The 14,445-nt window shown below is 73.9% G+C and carries 13 protein-coding genes and 1 tRNA gene; 7 read left to right on the top strand and 7 right to left on the bottom strand.

Annotation, left to right across the window (positions count from 1 at the left end; all coding sequences use genetic code 11):
• Nucleotides 1–38: 38 nt before the first annotated feature.
• Both ACFVFH_RS32400 and ACFVFH_RS32395 read right to left on the bottom strand, forming a co-directional pair.
• Complete coding sequence (locus ACFVFH_RS32400) at nucleotides 39–1,004, bottom strand: hypothetical protein (protein WP_383775400.1); 966 nt, start codon at nucleotides 1,002–1,004, stop codon at nucleotides 39–41.
• Nucleotides 1,001–1,855 carry a phosphatase PAP2 family protein gene (locus ACFVFH_RS32395; protein ID WP_383775398.1) on the bottom strand — a complete coding sequence of 285 codons (855 nt, stop codon included), beginning with the start codon at nucleotides 1,853–1,855 and terminating at the stop codon, nucleotides 1,001–1,003. The genes ACFVFH_RS32400 and ACFVFH_RS32395 overlap by 4 nt, the downstream gene beginning before the upstream one ends.
• A gap of 164 nt (nucleotides 1,856–2,019) precedes the next feature.
• On the opposite strand from ACFVFH_RS32395, the gene ACFVFH_RS32390 reads away from it, so the two are divergent.
• The 5 genes from ACFVFH_RS32390 to ACFVFH_RS32370 all read left to right on the top strand — a co-directional run bounded on the left by ACFVFH_RS32390 (nucleotide 2,020) and on the right by ACFVFH_RS32370 (nucleotide 5,971).
• A complete protein-coding gene (locus ACFVFH_RS32390) occupies nucleotides 2,020–2,643 on the top strand; it encodes a TetR/AcrR family transcriptional regulator (protein ID WP_383775396.1) in 624 nt (207 codons plus the stop codon).
• Between the two features lie 240 nt (nucleotides 2,644–2,883).
• Nucleotides 2,884–3,897 carry an SPFH domain-containing protein gene (locus ACFVFH_RS32385; RefSeq protein WP_383775393.1) on the top strand — a complete coding sequence of 338 codons (1,014 nt, stop codon included), beginning with the start codon at nucleotides 2,884–2,886 and terminating at the stop codon, nucleotides 3,895–3,897.
• Complete coding sequence (locus tag ACFVFH_RS32380; RefSeq protein ID WP_383775391.1) at nucleotides 3,894–4,793, top strand: hypothetical protein; 900 nt, start codon at nucleotides 3,894–3,896, stop codon at nucleotides 4,791–4,793. The genes ACFVFH_RS32385 and ACFVFH_RS32380 overlap by 4 nt, the downstream gene beginning before the upstream one ends.
• Nucleotides 4,794–4,929: 136 nt before the next feature.
• Nucleotides 4,930–5,421, top strand: coding sequence for an NUDIX hydrolase (locus tag ACFVFH_RS32375; RefSeq protein ID WP_383775389.1), 492 nt, complete (start codon nucleotides 4,930–4,932; stop codon nucleotides 5,419–5,421).
• Nucleotides 5,422–5,476: 55 nt separating this feature from the next.
• The gene (locus ACFVFH_RS32370) at nucleotides 5,477–5,971 is read left to right on the top strand and encodes an FBP domain-containing protein (protein ID WP_383775386.1); all 495 of its coding nucleotides are present in this window, start codon (nucleotides 5,477–5,479) and stop codon (nucleotides 5,969–5,971) included.
• Between the two features lie 178 nt (nucleotides 5,972–6,149).
• Here ACFVFH_RS32370 and ACFVFH_RS32365 read toward each other — a convergent pair.
• A tRNA-Pro gene (locus ACFVFH_RS32365) sits at nucleotides 6,150–6,223 on the bottom strand.
• A gap of 50 nt (nucleotides 6,224–6,273) precedes the next feature.
• Complete coding sequence (locus ACFVFH_RS32360; RefSeq protein WP_383775384.1) at nucleotides 6,274–8,907, bottom strand: ATP-binding protein; 2,634 nt, start codon at nucleotides 8,905–8,907, stop codon at nucleotides 6,274–6,276.
• Between the two features lie 108 nt (nucleotides 8,908–9,015).
• On the opposite strand from ACFVFH_RS32360, the gene ACFVFH_RS32355 reads away from it, so the two are divergent.
• On the top strand, nucleotides 9,016–9,510 hold the full coding sequence (locus ACFVFH_RS32355) for a DUF309 domain-containing protein (RefSeq protein WP_383775382.1): 495 nt from the start codon (nucleotides 9,016–9,018) through the stop codon (nucleotides 9,508–9,510).
• Between the two features lie 109 nt (nucleotides 9,511–9,619).
• On the top strand, nucleotides 9,620–10,024 hold the full coding sequence (locus tag ACFVFH_RS32350) for a hypothetical protein (RefSeq protein ID WP_383775379.1): 405 nt from the start codon (nucleotides 9,620–9,622) through the stop codon (nucleotides 10,022–10,024).
• 7 nt (nucleotides 10,025–10,031) lie between these two features.
• Here ACFVFH_RS32350 and ACFVFH_RS32345 read toward each other — a convergent pair whose 3' ends face one another.
• From ACFVFH_RS32345 to ACFVFH_RS32335, 3 genes are read right to left on the bottom strand one after another with little or no spacing between them, the layout of a single operon-like run.
• The gene (locus ACFVFH_RS32345; RefSeq protein WP_383775376.1) at nucleotides 10,032–11,267 is read right to left on the bottom strand and encodes an FAD-dependent oxidoreductase; all 1,236 of its coding nucleotides are present in this window, start codon (nucleotides 11,265–11,267) and stop codon (nucleotides 10,032–10,034) included.
• Nucleotides 11,264–12,688, bottom strand: a complete 1,425-nt coding sequence (locus ACFVFH_RS32340) for an NAD(P)/FAD-dependent oxidoreductase (protein ID WP_383775482.1) — start codon at nucleotides 12,686–12,688, stop codon at nucleotides 11,264–11,266. The genes ACFVFH_RS32345 and ACFVFH_RS32340 overlap by 4 nt, the downstream gene beginning before the upstream one ends.
• 19 nt (nucleotides 12,689–12,707) lie before the next feature.
• The gene (locus tag ACFVFH_RS32335; protein WP_383775374.1) at nucleotides 12,708–14,141 is read right to left on the bottom strand and encodes an FGGY family carbohydrate kinase; all 1,434 of its coding nucleotides are present in this window, start codon (nucleotides 14,139–14,141) and stop codon (nucleotides 12,708–12,710) included.
• Nucleotides 14,142–14,445: the final 304 nt, after the last annotated feature.

The following is a 14,445-nucleotide window of genomic DNA, read 5'->3' as shown; positions in this document are numbered from 1 at the left end:
CGGCCCGCCGTCCGCCCCCGGGCGCCCGGTGCTTCCCGTTACGGCCCGGCCACCGGCGCCCGGCCGGGTTCGGCCCGCAGCACCGGGCCGCTCCTCGGCCCCGGGCTCCCGGTCACCACCCGCGACGGCGCCGCGCCCGCCGGCTCCGGGACCGCCGCGGCCCCGTCACCGAGGGCCCCGGTCCGTGCCTGGGCGCGGCTGAGCAGAATCACCCCGCGCACCGCGGCCACCGTTCCGAGCAGGGCCAGGAGCAGACTGGCCGTCCCGCCCTGGAGGCGTTCACCGAGCAGCGCGAGGCCGATGGCCGCCGCCGCCACCGGGTTGGCGAGCGTGACGACCGCCAGCGGTGCGCCCAGGCCGCCCCGGTACGCGGTCTGGGAGAGCAGCAGCCCGCCCGTCGCGAACGCGGAGACCAGCAGCGCGACGACCACCAGACGCCAGCTGAGCAGCGGGCCCGTGTGGTCGGTGACCGACACGGTCAGGGTCTGGGTGAGTGCGGAGGCGACGCCGGACGTGATGCCGGACTCGGCGGCGTGCCGCAGTCCGGGGCGCGCTCCGGGCCTGCTCAGCCCGGCGACGACCGCCATGGTCCCGGCCCCGACGGCCAGGGCCTCGGGCAGGCTGAGCGTCTCGCGCGGGGCGCTGCCGCCCGCGGTCAGCAGCAGGGCGCCGAGGCCGAGCAGGGTGAGGATCGTGCCGCGCCATTCGGTCCGGGTGACCCGGCGCCCCGCGGCGCGGGCCCCCAGCGGGACGGCGGCGACCAGGGTGAGGGCGCCGAGCGGCTGGACGAGGGTGAGCGGGCCGTACTTGAGGGCCGCGACGTGGAGCAGCGCGCCTGCGGCGTTCAGCGCGACCGCCGACCACCAGGCGCCGCGGCCGAGCAGCCGCAGCACCCCGGTGCCCGGTTCGGTGCGCCCGGCGAGCCGGGCCTGTGCCACGGCGGCCGACGCGTAGGCGGCGGCGGAGACCAGGGACAGCGCGACGGCCATCGCGGTGGCGTTCATCGCCGCGCTCCGGTCGAGGCGTACGGGGGCGCGGGGCAGGCGGCCGCGACGGCGGGCTCGGGCACGGACGGTGTCGGCAGGGGTCCGCCCGAGGCGGACGGCCACGGGAGCGGGGGGCTCACCGGCTCGGTGCGCGGCAGTCGCAGGGCCGCGAAGGCCACCGCGAGCAGCGCGGAGACCACGATCGAGTCGAGCCAGTAGTGGTTGGCCGTGCCGACTATCACCAGCAGGGTGATGAGCGGATGCAGCAGCCAGAGCCAGCGCAGACGCGTCCGGGTCGCGACGATCAGCCCCACGGCGACCATCACCGACCAGCCGAAGTGCAGCGAGGGCATCGCGGCGAACTGGTTCGCCATCGAGTCGGTCGACGGCGTCGCCCCGTAGACGGTCGGCCCGTACACCTGGCCGGTGTCGACCAGTCCGGCGGCGGAGAGCAGCCGCGGCGGGGCGAGCGGGAAGAGCAGGTGGAGGGCGAGCGCGGCGCCGGTCAGTGCGGCGAGGACGCGGCGCGACCAGACGTAGTGGCGCGGGCGCCGCCAGTAGAGCCAGCCGAGGAACAGCAGCGTGGCCGGGAAGTGCACGGTCGCGTAGTAGGTGTTCGCGAGGTGGATCAGCGTCTCGTCGTGCAGCAGCAGGCTCTGCACCGCGCCCTCGCCGGGCAGGTGCGCGGAGCGCTCGAAGTCCCAGACGCGCCCGGCGTTGCGGTACGCCTCGTCGACATGACCGTTCGCGGCCTGCCGGCCGAGCTTGTAGATCACGAAGAGTCCCACGACCAGAAGCAGCTCGCGGACGAGGGGCGGCCGGGCGGAACCGTCCGGCGCCCGGTCCGACGGCTCGGTACCGGCGTACATCACCCGGTGCCCCTTTGCTGACGAAGCGGTGTTACGGCGGCATGGCCCGTCCATGCCGTATCGATACGCCAGTGTACCGATACGCGAACGTATCGGTACACGCGCGTATCGGTACACTGGCGTATCGAAGGACCTCGTCGCAGATTCGCCGAGAGGGAAGAGACATGCCGCCGCAGGACGTCGCACCGGAAACGGCACACACGCCACGCCGTTCGAAGATCACCCCGGAGCGGGCGCAGGAGTTCTACGAGGCCGTGCTCGACATGCTGAGGGAGTCCGGCTACGAGGCGCTGACCATGGAGGGGGTCGCCTCCCGGACCCGCTGCGGCAAGTCCACGCTCTACCGGCAGTGGGGCTCCAAGCCCGAACTGGTGGTGGCCGCGCTCCACGGCACCCGGCAGGCGCTGCTTCCCCACATCGACACCGGCACGCTCGCGGGGGACCTGCGCGAGGCGGCGCGGGCGATCGGCGAGGGCTCGGGGCGCGACACCCCGCTGATGCACGCGCTCAGCCATGCCGCGCTCCAGAGCCCCGAGCTGCTGTGCGCGCTGCGCGAGGCGCTGATCGTGCCCGGAGTGGCGGCGATCGACGCCATGGTGCGGCGCGGCGCGGAGCGCGGCGAGATCCCGGCGGACAACCCGGCGGCGGAGTTCGTCTCCGCCCAGCTCCTGGGCGTGGTGCGCGTCCGGCCGATGCTGGAGGGGACGTACGCGGACGAGTCGTATCTCACGCGCTTCGTGGAGAACGCGGTCCTTCCCGCACTCGGACTGGACGCGCCCGCGCCCTAGTCCCGACAGACGTGGGCCGCCGTCCGAGCGGATGGCGACGACCCACCGAGCGCCGCACCGTGGGGACGGGGGCGGCGCACCGATCCGGGCGGCCGGTGACTCCCCCGGGAGTCGCCGGCCGCCCGCGGTCGTATCCGGACCCGGCCGCGGGCGGCCACGCACATCCCCCCTTTCTCGTCCTCTTGACGATAAACAGTGTTTCCCTTTATCGTCTCAGCGACGAGAACAAGGGGGTCCGACATGGCCGACATCACGAGGCGCTTCGGCTGGCGCCATCTGCGCTCCGCGCCCACCGCGCACATCCGCCACCACAAGCGCGGCCGGCTCGCCCACGACGGACCGGGGCTGAGCTTCTGGTACCGCTCCCTGAGCGCCGCGCTCTCGGAGGTCCCGGTGAACGACCGGGAGCTGGCGATGGCCTTCCACGCCCGCACGTCCGACTTCCAGGACGTCACCGTGCAGGCGACCGTGACGTACCGGATCAGCGACCCGGCCGAGGCCGCCGCCCGGCTGGACTTCTCCATCGACCCGGACACCGGGGACTGGCGCGGCGCGCCGCTGGAGCAGATCGCCACCCTGCTGACCGAGACCGCCCAGCAGCACACCCTCGACGTACTGGCCAGGACGGCACTGGCCGAGGCGCTCGTCGACGGTGTCGCCTCGGTGCGCGAGCGGGTCGCCGCGGGGCTCGCCGCCGAACCCCGGCTGCCCGCCACCGGGATCGACGTGGTCGCGGTGCGGGTGGTCGCCATCCGCCCCGAGGCCGAGGTGGAACGGGCCCTGCGCACCCCCGCCCGTGAGCAGATCCAGCAGGAGGCCGACCGGGCCACCTACGAACGCCGTGCCGTGGCCGTGGAGCGGGAACGGGCCATCGCCGAGAACGAACTCGCCAGCCAGATCGAACTGGCCCGCAGGGAGGAGCAGTTGGTCGAGCAGCGCGGCACCAACACCCGCCGCGAGGCCGAGGAGCACGCGGCCGCCGACGGGGTGCGCGCCGAGGCCGAGGCGGCACGCACGGTGCGGCTGGCCCGTGCCGAGGCCGAGGCCGCCCGCGAGGTCGGGGCCGCGCGGGCCGAGTCCCAGGCGGCCTGGCTGCGGGTGCACGGCGAGGTGGACGCCTCGACCCTGCACGCGCTGGCGGCGACCCGGCTCGCGGAGAACCTGCCGCGCATCGACAGCCTCACCCTCTCCCCCGACGTGCTCACCGGCCTGCTCAGCAAGCTCGGCGCCCCCGGCCCGGAGCCCCGGGCATGAGCCTCGCCCCGCGCGCGGTACTGGTCCACCGCACCACCGAGTACGAGGAGTTGCTGGCCCGGCACGGCACACACGGGCAGGCCGCGTTCTTCCTGTCCAGCCGGGGCCGCTCCATCGACGAGGTGGCCCGGCGGCACGGGCGGACCCGGCAGGCGCTCGCCGACGTGGCGGCGGCCGTACCGCTCCAGTGGCGCCAGTCCCGGGTGGAGCGCGCGGACCTCGACCGTTTCCTGTTCGGCCCGGAGGACGTGGTGGTCGTCGTCGGGCAGGACGGTCTGGTCGCCAACACCGCCAAGTACCTCTCCGGCCAGCCCGTCGTGGGCATCGACACCGACCCCGGGCGCAATCCGGGCATCCTCGTCCGCCATCGCGCCCGGGACGCGGCCGCCCTGCTCCGGGCGGCCGCGTCCCCCGGCTGCGCGGCGGACGAGCTCACCATGGTCGAGGCGGTGGCCGACGACACCCAGCGCCTCCTCGCGCTCAACGAGATCTACCTCGGCCCGCCCGGCCACCAGACCGCCCGCTACCGGCTCGGTCCGGACGTTCCCGGGGCCGCCGCCGAAGCCCAGGCGTCCTCCGGCGTCCTGGTCGGCACCGGCACCGGCGCCACCGGCTGGATCCGCTCGCTGTGGCAGGAACGCCGCAGCGGGCTCCCGCTCCCGGCACCCACCGATCCCCGCCTCCTCTGGTTCGTCCGGGAGGCCTGGCCGTCCCCCGCGACCGGCACCTCGCTGGTCGCGGGCGAGCTGGCGAGCGGGCAGGGGCTGCGGCTCACCGCCGAATCCGACCGGCTGGTGGTCTTCGGCGACGGAATGGAGAGCGACGCGCTGGAACTGACCTGGGGCCAGACGGTGCGGCTCGCCGTCTCCGCGACCTCGCTGCGGCTGACCGTCTGACCTCCCGGACCGCGCGACCGGCGGGCGACCCGCGCGGAGCACGGCCGCACGGGCCTCTCGTAGGCTGCCGGGTACGACCGGAGTGCCGGGCCCGCGCCCTGGGTACTCCCCCGCCCGCGCACCCCCAGGGAGCACCATGCACACCCCGCCCCCGGACACCTCTTCCCGCAACACCCGTCCGCCACAGGCCCAGGCGGCGCTCGGCGTGGGCGTCGTCGTCCAGGACGCTCAGGGACGGATCCTCCTCGGCCGGCACCGCGGCGGGACGTGGGAACTGCCCGGAGGCAAGGTCGACCCCACCCATGAGTCCATCGCCGAGGCCGCCGTACGCGAGCTGCGCGAGGAGACCGGGCTGGAGGCCGACGCGGGAAGCGTACGGGTCTTCGCCATGGTCCACGACGTGGTCGGAGGCATCAACCGGGTCTCGATGGGCGCCGCGGTGACGGTCACCTCGGCGAGCCCGCGGGTGACCGAGCCCCATCTGATCAGCACCTGGCAGTGGACCGGCCTCGACGCCCTCCCGGGACCGTTGTTCGCGCCCTCCGCCCAGGTGCTGGCGGCCTGGCGGCCGGACCTCCCGATCGAGCACCCGCCCGCGCACCGGCTGATGATCGCCGACGGCGCATAACCTTGCCCCATTAACCATTTGCCTAGGCTTCGTAGGCAGGGTTAGCGTCCCCCGCATGAAGGCCGTGACTGAGCAGGACATCCGCACATCGTTCATCAACTGCTCCAAGGGGGAGGCCAAGCGGCTGCCGCTGCCCCGCGATCTCGACGAGCTGCCCTGGGACGATCTGGACTTCCTGGGGTGGCGGGATCTCTCCGCCCCTGGACGCAGCTACATCGTCACCGAACGCGCCGGTGAACTCGTCGGCGTGACCCTCCGCTTCCCCTCCCAGCAGCGTGGCTTCCTCCACCGGAGCATGTGCTCCCTGTGCCTCACCACGCACCCGGGGAACGGGGTCTCGCTGATGACCGCCCGCAAGACCGGCACGGCCGGGCGCGAGGGCAACTCGGTCGGCCTGTACATCTGCACCGACCTCGCCTGCTCGCTGTATGTCCGGGGCAAGAAGATCCCGGCATCCGGCGGCCGCTTCAAGGAGAGCCTGACGCTGGAGGAGCAGGTGGAACGGACCAGGACCAACCTCGACGCGTTCCTGGGCAAGCTGTTCGCCTGAGCCGGGCCTCCGCGCACCGCACCCACGAGCGGTGCGCCGGACCCCGACAACTCAGCGGACGGGAACAGGGCTTGTGCGCCGACGTCACGACGACGGCGCATTCTCCCCGCCCCCGGAAACGACCAAGAGGCCGTGTCGGAGAATTCCGATACGACCTCTTGCCTGCGACTCTCACGAGTCGGGACGACAGGATTTGAACCTGCGACCCCTTGACCCCCAGTCAAGTGCGCTACCAAGCTGCGCCACGTCCCGATGCGCTTCCCCCCGGTGTCACCGGGCGGCCTCGCAGGACAAACATTACCTCACTCCGAGGCCCGGATCGACGCCCGTGCCTGGTGGGCGTGGTTCGCCAGGGATTCCGCGCCGCAGGCGGTGGCCAGTTTGTGGGCTCGGGCGAGTTCGCGCGGTGAGCGGATCGCGATGCCGTAGTCGACGAGGGCCAGCGCGTGTTCGTACGCGGACGGGGACGCCTCCAGGTGACGGACCGACTCGGCCAGCAGGTGGGTGGCGTCCTCGGGAGCGGCGAAGAGGGAGACACAGCGCAGGGCCTCACCGATCGCGGTGTCCGTACCGAAGCGTTCGGCGTGCGTCCGGGCCGTGGCGGCGAGTTGGGCGGCGCGGGCCGGGTCCTCCTCGGCCAGGGCGCGGGCGAGGTCGCCCGCCCAGGGAGCCCAGACGCCGTTGAACCTGCCGCGCGGTTCGAGTGCCTGACCGGCCGCTTCGAGTTCGGCGATCGCCTCCTTCGTACGGCCTTCGGCCAGCAGCAGCCGGCCACGTACGCACGGGCCGTCGGGCAGCACCATCGCGCTGGGGTAGGGCGCGCCGAAGGCGTAGCGGTCGGCGATCTCGCGGGCCTCGGTGACCCGGCCTCGGGCGACCAGGGTGTCGATGAGCAGGCAGGCCGCGTCCCAGTGGACCGGGAGTCCGCTGCCGACGCGGTCGGCCAGGCGCAGTCCCTCGCGCAGGAAGCCCTCGGCCTCGGCCAGCCTGCCGCGACGGCGGTGCACCAGCCCCAGCAGGGTGTGCGCGAACGCGAGGTGCGCGCCGCTCCAGCCGGAGATCTCGAAGGCGCGGACGGCCTCGCCGAAGAGCTGCTCGGCCCGGTCGAGCTGGTCGGTGAAGGCGTAGGTGATGCCGACGAGGGTCGGCAGTTCGAAGCCCCACTCCGTGTCGGTCCAGCCGAGTCCGCGAGCGGGGTGGCCGTCGACCAGGGCGCGTTCGCAGAGGTCGACGACGAGCTGGGAGTTCTCGCCGCGCAGCATGGCGTCGAAGGCGCGGAGCGTGAGCAGGGCGCGTTCGGCGTTGTCGCGGCCGTGCAGATGGTCGGCGTTGCGGGCGAGCCGGCCCGAGCGGCCCGGACCGTCCTCCTCGCTGGCCTGCATGCCCTCCCAGAGGAAGTGGGCGGCCTGGAGGCGCATCAGGCCGGGGCCGGGTGCGGTGCGCGCCGCCTCCGCGGCGAGGGAGCCGGCCGCTTCCTTGAGCTGGTTGTTGTGCGAATGCGCGGCCGCGAGCCGGTAGGTGGCGTCGACCCGCTGGTCGTCGTCGAGTCCGGGCATGTCGAGGGCGGCACGCAGGTGCTGGACGGTGGTGGCCGGGGAGCTGAGCAGTGTGGCGCAGCCCAGTTCGTAGAGCAGGGTGGCTTTCACGCGCTGGCGCGGTGGTTCCTGGAGGGCGCGTTCGAGGCAGCGGCGGGCGGCTTCCGGGGCGCCGACGGCGAGGTGCTGCTTGGCCGCTTCGCGGAGTTGTTCGACGAGTTCCTGGTCGTCGTCCGGGTGGACTTCGAGCAGGTGCCGGGAGGCCGCGGCGGGGCCGAGCCCGGCCCGGGTGATCGCCCAGGCGGCCCGGCCGTGCATCGCGGTGCGGGTGGCCGGCGGGATGGACCGGTAGACCGCGCTCGCGATGAGCGGGTGGACGAACTCCAGCGGGTCGAAGCCGGTGACGATGCGGGCCTCGCGCAGCCGTGCGGTGCAGTCGGCGGCCTCGGCCGGGCTCATTCCGGCCAGGGTCGCGGCGAGGTCCTGGGAGATGTCCGTGCCTAGGACGGCGGCGGCCCAGGCGAACCGGTTGGCGTTGGTGCCGAGCCGTTCGAGCCGGGCGACGAGCCCGCTGCCGCGTGCCGATGCGCCGAGTTCGCGCAGCAGCCCGGCCGACTCCTCCAGCGGCACCAGTTCGCGGTCCTGGACCTTGGCGACGAGCTCGACAGCCTCGTAGGGGTTGCCACCGGTGACGGCCCACACCTCGCGGCAGAACGGGTCGTCGGCGTGCTCGCCGAGGGCCGCGCGGACCAGCTCCGCCGTGGCGTCCGGGGTGAGCGCGCGCAGGGCGACCCGCACCTGGGACGGGTGGGCGCTGCCCGGTCCGCTCTCCTTCTGGCGTGCGGCCAGTTCCTCCGGGCGGTGGGCCTGGACGACCAGGACGGGGAGTTCACCGAGGCGGGCGGTGAACGAGGCGAGCCAGGCGAGGGATTCGCCGTCCGCCCAGTGCGCGTCGTCGATGATGAGCAGCAGCGGGCGGTGGCTCAGCCGGGACGCCAGCCGGGCCACGACGAAGTCGAGGCCGTCGCGCACCCCTTGCGGGTCCGGCTGCGGTCCGGTCGGTTCGGCCAGTCCGAGGGCCGGCGCGGCGATCTCGTACCAGGATCCGAACAGGGCCCGCACCTCGTCGGGCGGGAACCGGTCGAGTGCCGGTTGCAGCAGTTGGCGTACGACGTGGAACGGCACGGACGTGACCGTTTCGCCGCCCCGTGCGGACCAGACCGTGCAGCGGTCGGCGGCGATCGTCCGGATCTCGCCGAGCAGTGCTGTCTTGCCGATGCCTGCCTCGCCGCTGAAGATCAGCAGCCCTCCGACGGCCTGGGCGCCGCAAAGGGCGTCCACGGCCTGTGCGGCGGTGGCGAGTTCCGGTTCGCGCTCGTACAGCGGCCGGGACGGCTTCATGCCTACCCTCCCCAGGGTGGTGCGGATGACTTTCGACACTAGTCGTGTTCAGTGCTCCACGGACAGTGGTTCGCACAGTTCGGCGCAGGTGCGGGGCACAATCGTGGAGTGGACGAGACGCGCAGGGACCGTGACACCGAGGGCAGGGCACGCAACGCGCGCCCGCGTGACGGGCTGGGGCGGCCCCTTCCGTACGGGGCCCCGGGCGTCGGGCGGCAGCCGGAGGGGGTGGTCCGTACCCCCGAGGAGACCGTGCGGGAGGCGCAGCGGCTGCTGGACGCGGGGATGCCGTTCCATGCGCACGAGGTGTTCGAGGACGCCTGGAAGTCGGGCCCGGCGGCGGAGCGGGAGCTGTGGCGGGGGCTCGCGCAGCTGGCGGTGGGGCTGACCCACGCGGCCCGGGGCAACGCGACGGGCGGTTCCCGGCTGTTGCGGCGCGGCACGGCGGCGCTCGCGGAGTTCGCCCCGGCCCGGCCGTACGGGATCGATGTCGACGGGCTGACCGGCTGGGCCGGGGAACTGGCGGACCGGGTGGCGGCCACGGGTGCCGGACCCGTCGACGCGGCGGCCGAGGCGCCGTGTCTGCGGCCCCCCGTCCGGTAGTCCGGACCGTGCCGCCGAGGCGGCGGCACGCGGCGGACCCGGGTCGTGTCCGCCGTTCGTCGCCCGGAGGGGCGAACGGGGCCGCCCGCAGCCATTACCATCGCGCCTCATGAGCACTTCTGACCAGGACCGGTCCGCCGACACCCCGATACCCGCCCCGGACGACGAACCCGAGGCCGTCGCGGAGACGGACCCCGGGACCACCGACGAGGCCGTCGCGGAGACGGACCTCGGGACCACCGACGAGGCCGGGGACCGGAAGCTGACACCACGCCAGGCGAGACGGCTGCGCATGGCCCTGTCGTCGGTCGGCATGGCCGCGATGGCCGTGGTCCTCGCACTGCGGATCGCCAGCCGGTCGTCGGTGCTGGTGGTCGGGGTGTACGGACTCGCGCTGATCCTCTGCGGGATCGTGATCGAGCTGAGCCGGAACGGACGGACCAGGCTGGGAAGTTGGCTGCTGGCCCTCGGACTGGTGGCGGCGATCGGATCGGACTGGCTGCTGATTCCCTGACCGGTGGTCAGCACACCGAGATCCGTACCGGCCCGCCGTGCGGATCGACCCGGTCGAGCCATCCCGCGCGCAGCGGGAACGGACGGTCCGGCACGGCCGGGCGCAGCAGCCGCTGCCGGTGGAGTTCCCGGCCGTCCTGGCGGGCGACGAGCAGCGGCGAGGAGAGCCCGCGGGTGGTGCGCAGGGTGAAGCGGCCGTCGAGCGGGGGGCCGCCCCCGGGGCCGACGAGGTTCGGTGCGATCCAGAGCAGCGGGGGGTCGACCACGACGGACGGCCGTCCGGTGGGCCAGTCGCCGGTGGCGAGATGACGCAGGACGGGGGCGGCGACGGACCGGCCCTCGGCCAGGGCGACGCCCGCGCTCTCCACCCCGTGCAGCAGATTGCCGACGGCGAAGATCCCGGTCGCGCTCGTGCGGTGGGCGGTGTCGTACGCGGGGCCGCGGGTGCCGGGGTCGAGGACGGCCCCGGCGCGCCGCGCCAGTTCGTGTTCGGGGATCCAGTCGCCGGTGAAGACGACGGTGTCGCAGCGCAGCGTCGCGGTCCGGCCGTCGTGGTGGCGCACCGAGACCCCGGTGAGCCGTTCCCGGCCGGTCAGCGCGGTCACGGTGGTGCGGGTGAGGACCGGGGCGCGGTCGCCGCCGCGGGTCAGGGCGGCGAGCCTGGCGGGTGGCTGGTCGGTGACCAGGGCGACGACCTCGGCGCCGGCGACGCGCAGGGTGTCGGCCGCTGCGTGGGCGACGGGTCCGTCGCCGATGACGACCGCGCGGCTGCCGATCCGCTGCCGGTGCAGATGGACGGCCTGCTGGAGTTCGCCGGTGGTGTAGACGCCGGGGGGCCTGCTGCCGGGGACGAGGCGGGCGCTGCGGGAGCGTTCGCGGGCGCCGGTGGCGAGGACGACCGCGCGGGCGGTGATCCGTTCGAGGCCGGTGGGTGCGGTGGTGTCCACGGTCAGCGGTCCGGCCCAGCCGGTGACGGTGACGCCGGTGCGCAGGGTGGCCCCGGCGCGTACGGCGGCGGCCACGCATCCGCGGGCGAACGCCGGTCCGGTCGCCCCTCCGCCGCCGAGGGTCCGGCCGCCGAATCCGCCGTGGTGGCAGTGGCGGGGAACGCCGCCCGCGGTCTGTTCGCGTTCCAGGATTTCGACCCGTCCGGCGCCGGAGGCGGCGAGTTCGGCCCCGGCGCCGAGGCCGGCCGGGCCGCCCCCGACGACCAGCACGTCGACGGTACGTTCGCGCCGGGTCATGACCGGCCCTCCTCGAACAGGGCGCGGACCGCGGCCCCGCAGTAGAACCCCTGGCACCGGCCGTTCCCGGCCCGCGTCCTGCGCCGCAGGCCGTCCGGGGAGTGCGGTGGCACCGGACCGGCCAGGGCGTCCCTGATCTCGCCCGCCGAGACGCGTTCGCAGTGGCAGACCAGGGTGCCGTACGCCGGGTCCGCGGCGATGAGCCCGGCGTCCTGGTACGGGCGCGGGAAGGCCTCGCCGAGGTTGGGCATGGTGACGGGCGGCAGTTCGGCGGGGGTGCCGAGCGCGAGTCCCGAGTCGCCGAGCAGGCCCACGACATGGGCGGCGATGGCCATGGAGGCGGTGAGTCCGGTGGAGCGGATGCCGCCGACGGTGATGGTGCGCCGGTCCGGCCGGGAGCTGATGCGGTAGTCCTCCTGGCCGGTCGCCGCGCGCAGTCCCGCGTAGACGGCGGTGACTTCCTCGTCGAGCAGTTCCGGCAGGATGCGGCGCCCCTTCTCCCGGAGCAGGGCGATGGCGTCGGCGGTCGATCCGGTGGCGGTCTTGTCGTCGAGGTCCTCGGCGGTGGGTCCGAGCAGTACGTTGCCGAAGACGGTGGGCGCGACCAGGACGCCCTTGCCCGCGGCGGTGGGGACCGGAAGCAGGATGTGGTTCACCAGGTCGCGGGCGAGCTTGTCGAAGACGATGAGCTGGCCCCTGCGCGGGGTGACGGTGAAGTCGTCGTATCCGAGCTGCCGGTCGAGTTCGTCGGCGTGCAGTCCCGCGGCGTTGATCAGATGGCGGGTGCGCAGTGTGCCCCGGGTGGTGGTGAGGGTGTGGAGCTCGTCGTCGCTGTCGATGTGCCGCACCCGGCAGCCGAGGTGCAGATGGACTCCGGCGCGCACGGCCTGGGTGGCGTGGGCGAGCGGGGTCGTCCAGGGACAGATGATGCTCTCGTCGGGGATTTCCAGGGCGCCGAGGGCGCCGGGGCCCAGACGCGGTTCGCGGGCGCGCAGCTGGTCGGCGTCCAGGAGACGGGCCGCGTGGTATTCGTTGCGTTCCGCCTTGGCCAGCAGGGCCGGGAGCGCGGCCAGTTGCTCCTCGTCCCAGGCGACGAGCAGGGCTCCGACGCGTTCGACGGGAATGCCGGTCTCGGCCGCGTAGGCGCGCAGGCGCTGCTGCCCCTCGCGGACGAGCCGGGCCTCCAGGGAGCCGGGCACGGCGTCGAAACCGGTGTGCAGGATGGCGGTGTTGGCCTTCGACGTTCCGTTGCCGATGTCGTCGGAGGCGTCCAGGAGCGCGGTGCGCAGCCGGTAGCGGGCCAGTTCCCGGGCGATGGCGGTGCCGACGACGCCCGCGCCGACGACGGTCACGTCATAGGCGGGGGTGCCGGGCTCTCCGTCCGCCGTCAGTTCTCCGGCGGTGGTGATCGTGGGGCTCATGGCGCGGCTCTCGTGCGTCTCAGGCATGGTCCAGCAGGGTCTGTACGGCGCCGCGGAACCGGGCGAGCCGTTCGGCCGCCTCGTCGGCGCCGATCCGCGGTTCGTACACGGCGGCGGGCTTCCAGTCGGGTACGGCCTGCCGGGCGGTGAGCCGGGGGTCGAGGCCGAGCCGGGCGACCGCTCCGACGCCCAGTGCGGTGACATCCGGCAGGGCGGACACCTCGACGGGCCGTTGCAGCAGGTCGGCCTGGGTCTGCATGAGGAGTGCGGAGCGGGTCAGGCCGCCGTCGACGCGGAGCGAGGTGAGCGGGGAGCCGAGGTCGGTCGCGGCCGCCTCGGTGAGTTCGACGACCTGGGCCGCGATGCCCTCGCACAGGGCGCGCACCAGATGGCCGGTGGTGGTGCCGAGGCCCAGGCCGGTCACGGATCCGCGCAGGTCGCCGCGCCACCAGGGGGCGGCGAGCCCGGCGAGCGCCGGTACGAAGGTGACGCCGCCGGAGTCGGGGACGGTCCCGCCGACGGGGTCGAGGTCGGCCGCGCCGGAGATCACCCCGAGGCCGGTGAGCCAGTCGACGGCGGACGCGGCGGTGTAGACCTGTCCGTCGAGGCAGTAGTCGGTACGGCCGCCGAGCCGCCAGGCGACACAGCTGACCAGTCCGGTGGAGCCGCGGCGCGGGGCGGGGCCGGTCTGGGCGAGCAGGAAGGCGCCCGTCCCGTAGGTGCACTTGGCGTTGCCCGGGTCCAGGGCGTTCTGGGCGAGCAGGGCGGCCTGCTGGTCGACGAGCAGTCCGGTCAGCGGGAGTTCGCCGCCGAAGGCGGTGGTCGTGCCTGCCGTGCTGTCGCAGTCGACGACCTCCGGCAGCCGTTCGTCGCCGAGGCCGAAGACCTCCAGGGCGCGGGGGGACCAGGCGGCCCGGTCGAGGTCGAGCAGCTGGGTGCGTCCCGCCGTGGCCGCGTCCGTGACGAACGCGCCGGTCAGCTGATGGACGAGCCAGGAGTCGGTGGTGGTGACGACGCCTTCGCGGGTCAGTTCCCGGCGGATCCAGGCCATCTTGGGCGCGGCGAAGTACGGATCGAGGGGCAGTCCGGTCAGGTGCGTCAACTCGTCGTCGTACGGGGCGAGTTCCGCGCAGATCGGGGCGGCGCGGCGGTCCTGCCAGACGATCGCCGCGGTGAGCGGCCGTCCGGTCTCCGGGTCCCAGGCGAGCACCGTCTCGCCCTGGTTGGCGAGGCCGACCGCAGCGACGGGTTCGGCGGCTTCCCGCAGCGCCCGGCGACCGGCCTCCAGGACCGAGCCGAGCAGTTCGGCCGGGTCCGCCTCGACCACTCCTCCGGCCTCGTGGCGGTTTCTCACCGGAACGGATGCGGAAGCGATCACGCCGCGTTCGGGACAGATCACCAGGGCCTTCGTTCCCGACGTGCCCTGGTCCACGGCGAGTACCGGGCCTGTCATCGACTCTCCAGCGGTGCGGAAGCTCTGCGGCTTGAACGGAATCGTGATCACTGAACTCGCCGCCCAGAGTGGTGCAGACCACCGCGTACGTCAAGGGCCGCCCAACCGGCGACCGGAACAACCGGTACATCTTTCAACGTCTTGGTGAATCAACCGACTTGAGTAAGATCCGCGAATCGGCCCGGAGTTCGGTGTGACTGGCCTTACACTCACCGCCGAGCAACAACCGGACGCTTTCGAGCAGTTCGTCTGCCGACAGCTGCTTCACCCCCCACGTCCTTGAGGATTGATGAGACCGACACCC

The organism is Streptomyces sp. NPDC057697, assembly GCF_042799335.1.
Classification (GTDB): Bacteria; Actinomycetota; Actinomycetes; order Streptomycetales; family Streptomycetaceae; genus Streptomyces.
Note: the sequence above shows the minus strand (reverse complement) of the source record. Positions and strands in the feature narration are given on the sequence as shown.